The organism is Acidithiobacillus sp. TH-A117 (assembly GCF_057473465.1).
Map to the genome: position 1 here is coordinate 1 of NZ_JBYCKQ010000043.1, position 12,478 is coordinate 12,478.

The 12,478-nt window shown below is 56.2% G+C and carries 15 protein-coding genes and 1 tRNA gene; 10 read left to right on the forward strand and 6 right to left on the reverse strand.

Annotation, left to right across the window (positions count from 1 at the left end; all coding sequences use genetic code 11):
• On the reverse strand, positions 1-68 hold a 68-nt coding region (rpsU, locus tag AC2VLR_RS10625; protein WP_486882104.1), incomplete at its 3' end, for a 30S ribosomal protein S21.
• Positions 69-318: 250 nt separating this feature from the next.
• Here rpsU and AC2VLR_RS10630 point away from each other — a divergent pair.
• Entirely contained in the window at positions 319-1,176 is an 858-nt protein-coding gene (locus tag AC2VLR_RS10630) for a sigma-70 family RNA polymerase sigma factor (protein ID WP_486882091.1), read from the forward strand.
• Here AC2VLR_RS10630 and rdgB read toward each other — a convergent pair.
• Both rdgB and rph read right to left on the reverse strand, forming a co-directional pair.
• A complete protein-coding gene (rdgB, locus tag AC2VLR_RS10635) occupies positions 1,143-1,766 on the reverse strand; it encodes an RdgB/HAM1 family non-canonical purine NTP pyrophosphatase (RefSeq protein WP_486882092.1) in 624 nt (207 codons plus the stop codon). The two genes, AC2VLR_RS10630 and rdgB, sit on opposite strands and share 34 nt — an antisense overlap.
• Entirely contained in the window at positions 1,763-2,491 is a 729-nt protein-coding gene (rph, locus tag AC2VLR_RS10640) for a ribonuclease PH (protein WP_486882093.1), read from the reverse strand. The genes rdgB and rph overlap by 4 nt, the downstream gene beginning before the upstream one ends.
• A 102-nt stretch (positions 2,492-2,593) precedes the next feature.
• Between rph and AC2VLR_RS10645 the strand changes: the two genes are divergently transcribed.
• Positions 2,594-3,088, forward strand: a complete 495-nt coding sequence (locus AC2VLR_RS10645) for a Crp/Fnr family transcriptional regulator (RefSeq protein WP_486882094.1) — start codon at positions 2,594-2,596, stop codon at positions 3,086-3,088.
• Here AC2VLR_RS10645 and AC2VLR_RS10650 read toward each other — a convergent pair.
• On the reverse strand, positions 3,085-3,645 hold the full coding sequence (locus AC2VLR_RS10650) for an LON peptidase substrate-binding domain-containing protein (protein ID WP_486882095.1): 561 nt from the start codon (positions 3,643-3,645) through the stop codon (positions 3,085-3,087). The genes AC2VLR_RS10645 and AC2VLR_RS10650 overlap by 4 nt on opposite strands.
• Before the next feature lie 22 nt (positions 3,646-3,667).
• On the opposite strand from AC2VLR_RS10650, the gene hemW reads away from it, so the two are divergent.
• Positions 3,668-4,825 carry a radical SAM family heme chaperone HemW gene (hemW, locus tag AC2VLR_RS10655; RefSeq protein ID WP_486882096.1) on the forward strand — a complete coding sequence of 386 codons (1,158 nt, stop codon included), beginning with the start codon at positions 3,668-3,670 and terminating at the stop codon, positions 4,823-4,825.
• 10 nt (positions 4,826-4,835) lie between these two features.
• Here hemW and AC2VLR_RS10660 read toward each other — a convergent pair whose 3' ends face one another.
• Positions 4,836-5,147, reverse strand: a complete 312-nt coding sequence (locus AC2VLR_RS10660; RefSeq protein ID WP_215842804.1) for an encapsulin-associated ferritin-like protein — start codon at positions 5,145-5,147, stop codon at positions 4,836-4,838.
• A gap of 17 nt (positions 5,148-5,164) precedes the next feature.
• Here AC2VLR_RS10660 and AC2VLR_RS10665 point away from each other — a divergent pair, with 17 nt between their 5' ends.
• The 3 genes from AC2VLR_RS10665 (at position 5,165) to AC2VLR_RS10675 (ending at position 8,100) form a co-directional block, all read left to right on the forward strand.
• Positions 5,165-5,959: a pseudouridine synthase gene (locus tag AC2VLR_RS10665; RefSeq protein ID WP_486882097.1), complete on the forward strand. Its 795-nt coding sequence runs from the start codon at positions 5,165-5,167 to the stop codon at positions 5,957-5,959.
• Positions 5,960-6,243: 284 nt separating this feature from the next.
• Complete coding sequence (locus tag AC2VLR_RS10670; protein WP_486882098.1) at positions 6,244-6,396, forward strand: hypothetical protein; 153 nt, start codon at positions 6,244-6,246, stop codon at positions 6,394-6,396.
• 165 nt (positions 6,397-6,561) lie between these two features.
• The gene (locus AC2VLR_RS10675; RefSeq protein ID WP_486882099.1) at positions 6,562-8,100 is read left to right on the forward strand and encodes a DHA2 family efflux MFS transporter permease subunit; all 1,539 of its coding nucleotides are present in this window, start codon (positions 6,562-6,564) and stop codon (positions 8,098-8,100) included.
• Between the two features lie 4 nt (positions 8,101-8,104).
• Here AC2VLR_RS10675 and AC2VLR_RS10680 read toward each other — a convergent pair whose 3' ends face one another.
• On the reverse strand, positions 8,105-8,944 hold the full coding sequence (locus AC2VLR_RS10680) for a D-alanyl-D-alanine carboxypeptidase family protein (protein WP_486882100.1): 840 nt from the start codon (positions 8,942-8,944) through the stop codon (positions 8,105-8,107).
• Between the two features lie 277 nt (positions 8,945-9,221).
• On the opposite strand from AC2VLR_RS10680, the gene AC2VLR_RS10685 reads away from it, so the two are divergent.
• The 4 genes from AC2VLR_RS10685 to AC2VLR_RS10700 all read left to right on the forward strand — a co-directional run.
• Positions 9,222-9,983: a sulfite exporter TauE/SafE family protein gene (locus AC2VLR_RS10685; protein ID WP_486882101.1), complete on the forward strand. Its 762-nt coding sequence runs from the start codon at positions 9,222-9,224 to the stop codon at positions 9,981-9,983.
• A gap of 21 nt (positions 9,984-10,004) precedes the next feature.
• Positions 10,005-11,012, forward strand: a complete 1,008-nt coding sequence (locus tag AC2VLR_RS10690; protein WP_486882102.1) for a class I SAM-dependent methyltransferase — start codon at positions 10,005-10,007, stop codon at positions 11,010-11,012.
• A 115-nt stretch (positions 11,013-11,127) separates the two neighbouring features.
• A tRNA-Ala gene (locus tag AC2VLR_RS10695) sits at positions 11,128-11,203 on the forward strand.
• Positions 11,204-11,541: 338 nt separating this feature from the next.
• Positions 11,542-12,478 (forward strand): Fic family protein (locus AC2VLR_RS10700; RefSeq protein ID WP_486882103.1); only part of this gene is annotated, 937 nt, incomplete at its 3' end.

Here is a 12,478-nt window from a genome sequence, read left to right on the forward strand (position 1 = left end):
CAGGAGCGTTTGAAGCGCCGCAGCGCCACTTCGAAAGGTTCATTTTCTTTAACACGAACAGTTGGCATAGAAGGTTTCTGACCTCATCAAAAATAAATGCTTAGCGAGAAAGTGGCAGAGTATAGGCAGATCAACTGCGCGAGTCAAAAAAATCCTTGCTACTGGTGACGTTGTAAAAAGCGCAAAACAAGCGTTGCATGTGCTTGACAGGGCGATCAAAAAGAATGCTAATATATGAAATAGCAAAAATGCTTTTATATATAGAATATTAGATTACAATGTTAGAGTAATTGTGGTCTTTAAAACCAGGGGAAGCCCATGCGAACGGAAGCGAGAGAATTGAACGAAGCCTTACCTGATGTTCCGCCAGCCATCGACCCGCCGCCACTGGCGGATTTCATGGCCAGTGAGAACAGCAGCCCCTTTCTCACCCAGGACCAGGAATTACAATTGATCCGCCGCCTTCGCCAGGGTGATGATAGCGCCAGGGCCACCCTCATTTCTGCGCACATGCCCCTGGTCAGGGCCGTAGCCCGATCCTATCGCAACAAGGGCCTCAGCCAGGAAGACTTGCTTCAGGAAGGCTATATGGGTTTGTTGCGTGCTGCCGATCGCTTCCGCGAGGGCCTGGGCACGCGTTTCTCCAGTTATGCCACCTGGTGGATTCGCGAGGCCATGCAACGCGCCCTGATCCGTTCCCGCTTTATTCGTCTGCCCGATTATCTGGCTAAATCCCTGCATGCCTATTTACAGCGGGGAGAAGACGAAAGCGAACATAATGACGACACGCGGCGTGAGCAACGCCGGGAAGCACTAGGGGTGCGCGAAAGTACCATGCGCGCTCTGGATTTTGCTGATATCCGCGTCTGCTCTCTTGATGAAGAATTCGCTGATGGCCCCAGCCGCGTTGAACAGGTTCCCGGCGATACCGCCAGTCCCGACATGGATTACGATCGCGAGTCCATCTGCAAGGCACTCCGCGAGCATCTGGCCGAGCTCAATGAAAAACAACGGGAAGTCATGATTTTTCGCTACGGCATCCATGGCGATTCGCCGATGACTCTGGAAGCCGTGGCCGAGCGCATGGGCGTCAGCCGCGAGGCCGTACGACAACTGCAGGTGCGGGCGCTGACCCGACTGCGTCAACCCCTTTCGGACAGTGGCTGGGGCGCCTGACGCTCAGCCAAGAGCTTCAACAATCTTTCCAGGGCAAGCGCCCGGTGACTCACCCGATTTTTTTCCACCAAGGTCCATTCCGCCGCACTGCGCGTGCTGCCTCTCGGCCAAAAGAGTGGATCGTAACCAAATCCTCCTTCCCCCTGCGGGGCCGGTGCAATGGCACCTGACCAGAACCCCTGGGCCACGATAGGCGCAGGATCCTCTGCCGACTCCAGAAAAACCATGCAGGCCACATAATAGGCACCACGTTCTGCGCCCTGTAAATTCTGCATCTCGTCCAGTAAGCGCTGGTTATTCTCGGCATCACTGGCATCCTCTCCGGCGTAACGCGCCGAAAACAGTCCCGGCGCCCCTTGCAAGGCGGGAACACAAAGCCCGGAATCTTCGGCAAGAGCCGCCATTCCTGACAAAGCCGCGCCATGGCGGGCCTTGAGCAAGGCATTTTCCACAAAAGTGCTGCCAGTTTCGGCCGCTCCGGCAATGCCCAGATCATTCTGAGCATGTATTTGATAGCCACGCGGACTGAGCAAGCTATCGAGCTCGCGGATTTTGCCGGCATTAGCAGTCGCCAGCAGCAGCGCTTTCACGGCACAGCCTCAGGGATTTCCTGGCGTTGGCGGGCGACCAGGTCACGAATACCCTGACGCGCCAGGGCCAGCATCTGCGCCATCTCTGCATCGCTGAAAACCGCGCCTTCTGCCGTTCCCTGGACTTCCACAAAAGCGCCGGCGCCGGTCATCACCACATTCATGTCCACTTCGGCATGGCTGTCTTCGGCATAATCCAGGTCCAGCACGGCCTGGCCCTGATACATACCCACCGAAATGGCAGCCACCCAGTCACGCATGGGGTTCCCCTGGACTTTCCCATTGCGCCGCAGGGTCTGCAAGGCATCCGCCACCGCCAGACAGGCGCCGGTAATGCTGGTGGTCCGGGTACCACCATCCGCCTGCAGCACATCACAATCCACCCAGATGGTGCGCTCACCCAAAGCCTGCAAATCAACGGCTGCGCGCAGACTCCGACCAATCAGGCGTTGAATTTCGTGGGTGCGTCCAGAGATTTTACCTTTGGCCGATTCCCGCTGCATCCGGTCCTGGGTGGCCCGGGGCAACATACTGTACTCTGCGGTGACCCAGCCCTGCCCTGTGCCCCGCAAAAAAGGTGGCACTTTTTCCTCAATGCTGGCTGTGCATAAGACCTTGGTATCTCCACAGGCCATCAACACCGAGCCTTCGGCATGTTTGGTGAAATGGCGGGTGATAGCGATGGGACGCAAGGCGTCTGCTGTTCTTCCACTGGGTCGACTCATTTTCAGTACTCATCTGATGGCGGGAGGAGCATTGTAGCCCTGTCCTTCCCGCATCATAAACCCCTATAATGAGTCCAAGCCCCCAGAAACGAGGATATCCTCATGTCTACTGTCGCCCATGTCGAAATTACCCAATTTCTGAAGCAACATCATCTGGCCCAGTCATTGACCATTGCTGAAATTCAGACCCTGGCCGAATACGTGACCCATGCCCAGTTCCATACCGATCAGGTCATTGCCGAGTGGGGTACGCTCGGTGAAGCCCTGTTTTTCTGCGTCAAGGGCGAAATGGCCATCATCCACCATACGGCCGATGGCGACGAAATGGAAGTGGTGCGGGTGAAAGACGGCGAGATGGCGGGGGAAATGTCCTTTTTTGATCGGCAACCGCGCAGCGCCCGCATTCTCGCCAAAAGCGACGATACCCAGGTGCTGGTCCTGACCCGCGCCCGATATCAACGCCTCAAGGTCGAGAAACCCTACATTACGGTGAATATTCTGGAACAGGCCATCATCAGCCTCGACCATTTATTCCGTAATCTTTCCCAGAATTATACGGACTTCTCCACTTATATTTACGGGAAGGGCAAGCACTAGGCCCCACCGCGTTGATTGAGCAGGTCGTGGATACGTCGCAAGCGTTCCAGGGGATCCTGAAGCACAAGCAGCGCCTGCTTTTCTTCGGGAGAAGCCGGTAGCGCCTGGGCGAGAATCATCCCTGCCGTACTGGCATCCAGGTCTCTGGCCGCCGCCTCGCCCAGCAATTCTTTGAGGATGGCGCGGAGCAGGTCATCTTCGCGGCGCATGGGGACGACGGGTTCCTCCGCCCAGTAGTGGACCGAGGCCATGGCCAAAGCACCCGCATAATGCCAATCCTGAATGGTAAATCGTTGCTGTCCTTCCACCTGAATCTCCAGCACACCCGGCTCACCGCCCCAATCGACAATACGCGCGAGGGTGCCGACCCGCTCAGGTTCGGCATGACCATCACCACGCGGATGGGTCAGGCAAATGCCAAAACCGCGATCATTGCGCAGGGAACTGCTCACCATATCCAGATAACGCGGTTCAAACACCCTCAGCCCTAACAAAGCCTTGGGAAAAAGTACGGATCGGAGTAAAAATAGAGGTATTGTATCAGTATCCGTCGCCATGCTGTTCCTCTCACGAGTATTCATGAATCCCAGTCTGAAACCATCGTCCAGCTTCTCACTATATGTGCATTTGCCCTGGTGTAAAGCCAAGTGTCCCTATTGTGACTTCAATTCCCATGCGGCCGAACAGATTCCTGCGGAACGCTACGCCGAAGCCCTGATTGCCGATCTGGATCGGGAACTACCACGCATCTGGGGCCGTCGCCTGCACAGCATTTTCATGGGCGGTGGTACCCCCAGCCTGTTTCCGCCGGAGGTCATCCACCAACTGCTTTCCGATATCCGTGCCCGCCTGCAGCCCTTGTCAGGCATGGAAGTCACTCTGGAGGCCAACCCCGGCGCTGTGGAAGCAGATGCCTTCAGGGATTTTCGGGAGGCCGGGATAACCCGTCTTTCCCTCGGCATCCAGTCTTTCAACAATACCCATCTGCAGCGCCTCGGGCGCATTCACGATGCCGCTGCCGCCCAGCGCGCCATAGAAAAGGCCATGGCGGCGCAATTTGCCAGTTTCAACCTCGACCTCATGTTCGCCCTCCCCGGGCAAAGCGTGGACGAAGCCCTGACCGACCTGCACACGGCCCTGCAGTATCAGCCTCCGCATCTGTCTCTGTATCAACTGACCCTGGAAACAGGAACACCTTTTGCCAGCCATCCGCCGGCGCAAATGCCGGACGAAGACACTGCAGTGGACATGGAAAACCGCCTGCGCGACACCCTCGCAAGTCACGGACTCCCGCGCTATGAAATTTCCGCCCACGCCCGCCCCGGAGAACAATGTCAGCATAATCGCAATTACTGGCTGTATGGTGACTATTTGGGGATTGGCGCCGGTGCCCACGGTAAGATCACCCAGGCCGAAGGGATCTGGCGCACCCGCAAGCCCAGCCGCCCGGAAACTTATATGAATGATGCCCTCAGCAACCGGGAAGTACTGGGCGACTCCACCCCCATCCCGCCGGAAGAACGTCCTTTCGAGTTCATGCTCAATGCCTTGCGCCTAACCGAAGGTTTCCCCATCCGCCTGTTCACCGAGCGGACGGGACTCGACAGCCTGCTCATCGAGCCGCAAATCCGCCGCGCTCGTCGCGAAGGTTTAGTGCAGGCGGATGCAGAAAGCATCCGGCCTACCGACCAGGGGCTCAACTTTTACAATGAACTCTGCGCCCGTTTCCTGCCCTGATAACCCCTATTTATTCCCGGCCCATGGCTTCGGCTTCGTGGCCGGTTATGGAGCCCTCGGTAAACAGATATTCACGCAGCTCCTTGTCCAGCCTCGGCATTTTCCGGCGCAACCATTCCAGGACCATGGCGGCATGTTCGATTTCTTCATCCCGATTGTGTTCCAGAACCTGCTTCAAGTGAGGATCCTTGCAGGCATCGGCGCGCTGCTGGTACCAGTCAACGGCTTCAAACTCCTCCATCAGCGAGGATATGGCCCGGTGAATATCCAGGGTATCACTGGACAGAGACTCCAAAGACTCGTGCATTGTTTCATGTGCCATTTTGAGATCCTTAAAAAATGAAGAAAATAAATTACCCTCTCAAGAATAGTCCAAAGCCGTCCCTCTACCCAAGCCATCTCGACCGCAAACAGGGGGGCCAGAAAGAACCCCATCACGGTTTGGCTCGCCTCTTGTCCAAAGCCGGGCTGTGCTCCAGGACTGTGGCCGCAGCCTGGATTCGTGCCGGTCGGGTTTTGGTCAACGGACAGCAGGTACTTGACCCGGAAGCACGCTTTTCGCCACAGCATGCACAGATTACGGTGGATGGACGACCCCTGGAGCAACCCGTACGCCAGGTGCTCATGCTTCACAAGCCTCGAGGAATGGTCAGCACCCGCGCCGATGAAAAAGGGCGGCCCACAGTTTATGACTTATTGCCAACCGAGCCATGGCTGGCTCCTGTCGGACGGCTGGATCAGGCCAGCTCCGGTTTGTTGCTGTTCAGCAACGATCCGGCTTGGGCCCAGCAACTCCTCGATCCGCAACAACATCTAGCCAAAACCTACCATGTACAGATCCGCCCGCCCCTTGCGCCGGGAATCCTGCAACACATGGCCCGGCACAGCGTGCTCGATAACCGGCCCTGCCTGCCCATGCAGATTCGCGAACTGCGTTGCGGCGGCAAAACCCAGTGGCTCGAATTCATTCTGGAGGAGGGTCGCAATCGCCAGATCCGGCGCCTCCTGCAAGAAGTGGATGTAGAGGTACTGCGCCTGATCCGGATCAGCATCGGTCATCTGACCCTGGGAGATCTGGCCAGTGGGCAGTGGCGTTGGTTAAAGCCAGACGAAGAAGCGCTTTTGCAGGGCTGAAGGGTAGCCGTGTCCGTGCTTGGGAGATGCTTTTTGCTCCAACGGTCCTTGCCTGTTGTTCTATGACTCATCCCGCTGGCAGGCGAAAACTCGCCCTGCGGGCTCAGACAGTGCGCCAGCCGGGCGCGGGATTTCGCCAAGAACAACAACGGCGCGGACCAAAGTCGCTGCAAAGCATCTCCCAAGCACGGACACGGCTACCCTATATTAGATATTTATTATATTGACATAGCCATAATATCTATGTATGTTAGTTATACCTTATTTACTGATGGAGAAAGGTCATGGAAATGGAACAGGAATTCGCGATGATTACTTTGGTTTACCAACTGGAAGAAGCGGGTTATTGCTTCGCCGATGTGACTGATGAGGAGCTGCGTGAAGCCTTCATGAACAACGAGGATCTGCGGGATCTGGCGGTTCCGCGTGCTGCCTGATCCCCTTCCTCCTCCGCAACCGGCCCCCGTGGCCGGTTTTTTTTGCTCGTTGCGGAGAATGAACCATTGACGGGTAGAGCCCTTGCGAGTCAGCTTCTTGCCCACTATACTGACCGAACGGTCGGTATCTGATTGATATATCATCCCTGACAAGGAGTCCAACGGGTGGCGCAAGAACAATCTACATCACGCCTGACCATCACGGTGGCGGTCATGCTTGCCGTAGTCATGCAGGTTCTGGATCTCACCATTGTCAATGTCGCCCTGACCTACATGCGCGGCTCCCTACAGGCCAACAGCGACCAGATTACCTGGGTGCTGACCTCTTATATGGTGGCCAACGTCATTGTCCTGCCCCTCACCGGCCTGCTGGTGGAACGCTACGGGCAGCGCAACATCATGCTCTGGAGTGTGGTCGGATTTGTGATTTCCTCGGCCCTGTGCGGACAATCCCACAGCCTCACCGAAATTGTAATCTGGCGTTTTCTGCAGGGTATATTCGGGGCGTCCCTGGCCCCCGTCGGACAAACCATCATGCTCGGCGCCTATCCGGCCAACAAACGCGGGCAGGCCATGGCTATACTGGGGATGGGTATCATGCTCGGGCCGATCCTGGGACCGACCCTGGGCGGGTACCTGACGGACACTTTGAGTTGGCGTTGGGTATTTTATGTCAATATCCCCTTTGGCATTCTCGCCTTTTTGCTCATGCAGAGCGTACCCGACGGCGGCAAGAGTCCCAATCCCCGTCCTGTGGACTGGACCGGATTCGGGCTGATGGCTTTGGGTCTGGGTTCTCTGCAAGGCATTCTCAGCCTTGGTGATCAGGATGACTGGTTCAGTTCCCACACCATTATCATCCTGACCCTGATCACCATCCTCGGCTTACTATTTTTTGTGTGGCGCTCCCTGACAGTGAAACATCCTATTGTGGATTTGCGCCTGCTCAAAGACCGTAACCTGGCCATTGGCAGCATGGGGATTGGCATATTTGGACTGGCGCTGTTCGGTACCATGGTGATCCTGCCCATCATGCTGGAAAGTCTCATGCACTATGAGGCGTTTACCGCCGGTCTGGTCATGGCCCCTCAGGGTATCGGCGCGATGCTGGCGATGATGCTGGCAGGCCGCCTGCTCGGCAAGGGCGTCAATCCCCGTGATATTGTGCTGGTCGGCATTGTCATCGGCGCATTCGGCACCTATCTCACCACGCTGTACAACCTCAATATTAACATGGAGTGGGTAATCTGGCCCAGTTTCATACGCGGTATTGGTTTTGGTCTGGTGACCATTCCTTTGTTTACCCTGGCTTTCACCACTATCAAAAAATCCCAGCAGGCAGAAGGGTCAGGCATTTTCAATCTGATGCGGACCCTGGGCGGTAGTGTCGGTATCGCCATTGTCTCTACGGTCATGAGTCAGGAAACCCAGGTAGGCTGGAATCAGATGAGCAAGTTCATCAATCCCTTCAATCCGGCATTCCACCATTATCTGGCTGCGGCAGGCATGACCCAGAATCCCACCACCTGGCAGGTGCTGGGCAACGTCGTCCTTTACAGTCAGGCAAACATGCGTGGCACGCTCGATGCTTTTGTACTGGTATTTTACGGTTTCCTGGTCATGATTCCGTTGATTTTATTTCTGAAAAAACCGCCACGCGATACAGGTGGGAAGGCCGAGAGCAGCCCTCCTCTGCAGGAGTAAGCTTTTAAGGTGCGGAGGTTTTTTCCAGATGCGGAGTGCTGGGCAGCCACAGGGTCCGGGCAAAACCCCAGTCCAGTAATTTCAGACTTTGCCAGGAGGCCTTCCAGAAACCCCGGTTTTCATCCGTAAATGAAGGCACTCCCAGAATCACCGCAATAAGTTGCACACCATTCTGGGTGCCGGTCGCGACCAGGCAGTGACCTGCGGCGTCGGTATAACCGCTTTTCATACCTGTAATGAAAGGGACACGCCCCACCAGCAGGTTAGGATTGGGACTAGTAATACCCGCGTAAGTGAAATTTTCATGATTGAAAAAATGCATGTACTGGGGGAAATCCGTCATGATGCGACGGGTCAGCACGGCAACATCATAGGGGCTGGCCGTATTATTGGGATGGGGCAAACCATCGGGATCATAGTAGGTTGTGGATAACATGCCGATTTTGCGGGCGGTCTGATTCATCTCCCGCACAAAAGCCGGGACACTGCCCGCAACCAGATGCGCCGCTTCCACGGCGGCATCATTACCTGAAGGAACCGTCATACCCAAAATCATTTGCGCCACAGAAAAGTGCAAACCGGGATGCATGAACATGCTCGACCCACCCGTTTGCAAGGCCGCCCGACACGGGACAAACTCCTGATTCAGACTCAAACCACCGGCGTTGATGTCCTTGAAAAGCAGGTACAGGGTCATGAGCTTGGTGATGCTGGCAATGGCGTAGGGTTGATAGGCATTTTTGGCCGCGATAATGGCCCCGCTTTGAGCATTCATCAGAATGTAGGCGCGGGCATCGATGGGCGGCTGACCGCTGTCGTCAGCCCGCGCGGCGGGAATGCTCAAAAGCAGCGCGCACCCCAGAAAGAACAGGCTCCAGAACCATGCCTGAAGCCTTGGCGAGCGCTTTTTTTGCGGTAAAAATACAGTATTACTCGATAGATGCGGCAGCATGGGTCAACCCTCCCCCATCAACAAAATGCAAAAAGTTTTAAAGCAACTTCTCAGGATAATGTCATATTAGGCTATTTTTTCTGAAATGCCTATACAGTTTTTTCTTTTCCCAACGCTGCGATTCAGCCGGATATGGCAGACATTCCACAAAACTTATAGACTGGTCGGTATGAACTTACACGCATCCCTTTCCTACGCCACCCTTGCCCACTCTCCCCTCCTCTGGACCATCGCCGGAGTCATTGTGCTCCTGGCATTTTATGTCCGCGCGGTGATCGGCTTCGGGTCCGGATTGATTTCGGTGGCACTGCTCACCCTGATTTTTCCCATCAAGGAAGTGGTCCCTGTGGTCCTGCTCCTGGATTTACTGGGTTCGGTGCTCCTCGGTGCCTATGATTTTCGGGAGATGCACTGGCCGGAGCTACGCTGGCTGATTCCCGGCAGCATCGTTGGGCTGGCCATCGGTTCTTTTATTCTCGCCGATACCAATGCCCAGAATCTGACCCGCTTTCTGGGTGTATTCATTCTTGCCTATGTGGTTTACGCCCTCGTCATGAAACCCGAGCGTCTGCCGCGCATCAGTCTGCCCTGGGGCACGCCTCTGGGTATTTTCGGGGGCGTGGTGGGTAGCCTTTATGGTGGCGGCGGGCCGCCCATTGTCGCCTACCTGCAGATGCGTCACCTCGATAAACGCGCTTTTCGCGCCACCTTTCAAGGCATTGCCCTGACCGACAATATCCTGCGCGGGTTTATGTACGTTGCTCTGGCCCTGCTGACCTGGCAACTGGCGCTGGGCTTCCTGATGCTGATTCCGCCCGTACTGTTGGGACTCTGGGCAGGGAATCGCCTGCACATGCGCATTAATCAACGCACGTTTTTACTGGCCACATTGGCATTACTGACCGTGGTCGGGCTGAAATATCTCATTTAACCCATTGAAAAAGGAGATTACATGACCTTACGCAGCATGGACGAACTCAGACAACAGGCTCAGGGCGCACAATCCCTGAATATTGCCTTCATTGGTGTCGTCAACGGACTGTTCAGTGCCCTGCATCAACTGCAGCGAGCAGACACGCAAGGCCTCGCCCAACAAGCTGGCATGGATGCAGGCTATGTGCAGCGCTGGTGCGATGCCGCCTATGCTTTTGGCTGGCTGGAACTCGATGCCGAGGATCAATGGCAACTCAGCGAAGATGGTGACAGCATGCGCCCGGAAGCGCCGGGCAGCCGCATGGCTACGGCAGTGGGTTCGGTATTGTCGGCACATATGGCCGAGCGCGCTGCCGGACTGATGCGCACCGGTGAGCGACCGGGCGAAAAGGTCCTGGCTGAACGGGAAACCATTTTGCCCTGGTTCGGGTTGATGCTCGAAAACAATTTCCGCAAGACTTTCGAGGAAAAAATCTGCCCGCAAGTGCCCATCTTCGCCGAAGTGGATGCCCGGGGTGGCCTCGCCGTCGATCTCGGCTGCGGCAATGGCTGGTACCTCAGGGCTCTGGCCCGGCGTTGCAGCAACTTACGGGGTCTGGGTCTGGATGGCTTTGACGAAAACATTCGTCAGGCCCGGGAAAAAGCCCTCCAGGAAGGTCTGGCGGAGCGTCTGCAATTTGCCGCCGGTGATATCCACGCGTTCACGCTGCCGGAACCTGCTGATTTGATTGCCATGAATCGCGCCCTCCACCACGTTTGGGAGAAACGCGGCGCCATTTTTGAGAAGCTGCGCGCAGCTCTCCAACCGCAAGGTGCTGTCGTCATTTGGGAACCCGCCTGGCCCGACGATCATCGTCACTTGCGCGAACCAGCCTTGCGCGGAATGGCTTACCAGAACTTGACCGAACACGTACAGGGCAATCATTTTCTGCACCCGGAGGAAATTGCCAGCGCCCTGCAAGAGGCCGGTTTACGCCCTGAAATATTCCCCTTCGGCAGCGATGTCATGGTTGTGGGGCGGCGCTGACCGGCAAAGCCAGGCGCTGCACCCTGGCCGGTTTTGATCCGATAAGATTTAAAGGGTGACGCAGGCTTGCAGGACGTTGCATTCTGCTAGGCTTCTCTTTATCCTACGCGCTCATGGGGCGGTAGCTCAGCTGGGAGAGCGTCGCGTTCGCAATGCGAAGGTCGGGAGTTCGATCCTCCTCCGCTCCACCACATTGAAGGGCTCGGAAAATCTCCGGGCCCTTTTTCTTGCCCGAAATCCCCGCACCACGCGGGGTTCGGGCCACCTGTGCTGCGCGTGGCCATCTGCAGAAACTCCCGGTTTTCAGCGTTTCCGGCTCCAGATCTGTCTTTATGCCAAAAATCCAATACGGGTTGGGTCTGGTAACGTAGCACCACGCAAACTATCTGAGCCCATACTTGTGGCGTAGTCCTTTGTCCTAAGTCGGACAAAGTGATTCACTATGAGGCAATGAAAGCGGTCTTTAATCGTTGTCATTCACACTAAAGAATGCTTTAATTTGATAACACTCTACTAAAGACAGCTTTCAATGACACGCATCACTGGGACCTACTCAATTTCCACGACACTGGACGAGTCGGTGCGTGCCTTCGTACCCCACGCCTTGCCGCCAGCTGAGCCGGCCCTGTCACCCGAGGTGTTCACTGACCTCAATCGGCAGGCAGAACTGGCGCTGGCACGTTTGGCAGGCGTTTCCGGCTTGGTGCCTTCGGTTGATTGGCTCTTGTACAGTGCTATCCGTAAAGAAGCCCTGCTTACGTCACAGATCGAGGGCACGCAGGCCACGCTGACCGACTTGTTCGATGAAGAAGCAGGTTTCAAAGTCAGCAACACCGACGACGTGGAAGAAGTGACCAACTACCTGCGTGCCTTCCGCTGGACACAGGAGCAACTGCGCGATCCGAAAGGACTGCCCATCAGCGTACGGCTATTGTGCGAGGCACATCGACGCCTGCTGGATGGAGCGCGCGGCGCGGGCAAACAACCCGGGGAGTTGCGTCGGTCGCAAAACTGGATTGGTGGCACACGGCCCGGCAATGCGGTTTTCGTACCGCCGCCGCCGGAGCATATATCAACCCTGCTGGCCGACATGGAGCGCTTCATCCATGACGAAGCGAAGGATCTGCCACCGATGGTCAAGGTAGCGCTCATTCACGCGCAGTTTGAAACCATCCATCCGTTTCTTGACGGCAACGGGCGCATTGGCCGCCTCCTGATCGCGGTGCTGGTTGAACACTGGGGGATACTGTCCGAGCCTTTGATGTACTTTAGCGGCTACCTCAAACAACACCAAGCTGAGTACTACCGTCGCCTGTCAGCTATCCGCACAGATGGGGATTGGGAGTCTTGGGTGATCTTCTTTCTAGAGGGTGTCGCTACAGCCGCTGGCGATGCGGAAAAAAACATCATCGAGGTCGCCAGTCTGGTGGCTACAGATCGCAGGCGCTTGCTGCAATCCGCCAAGG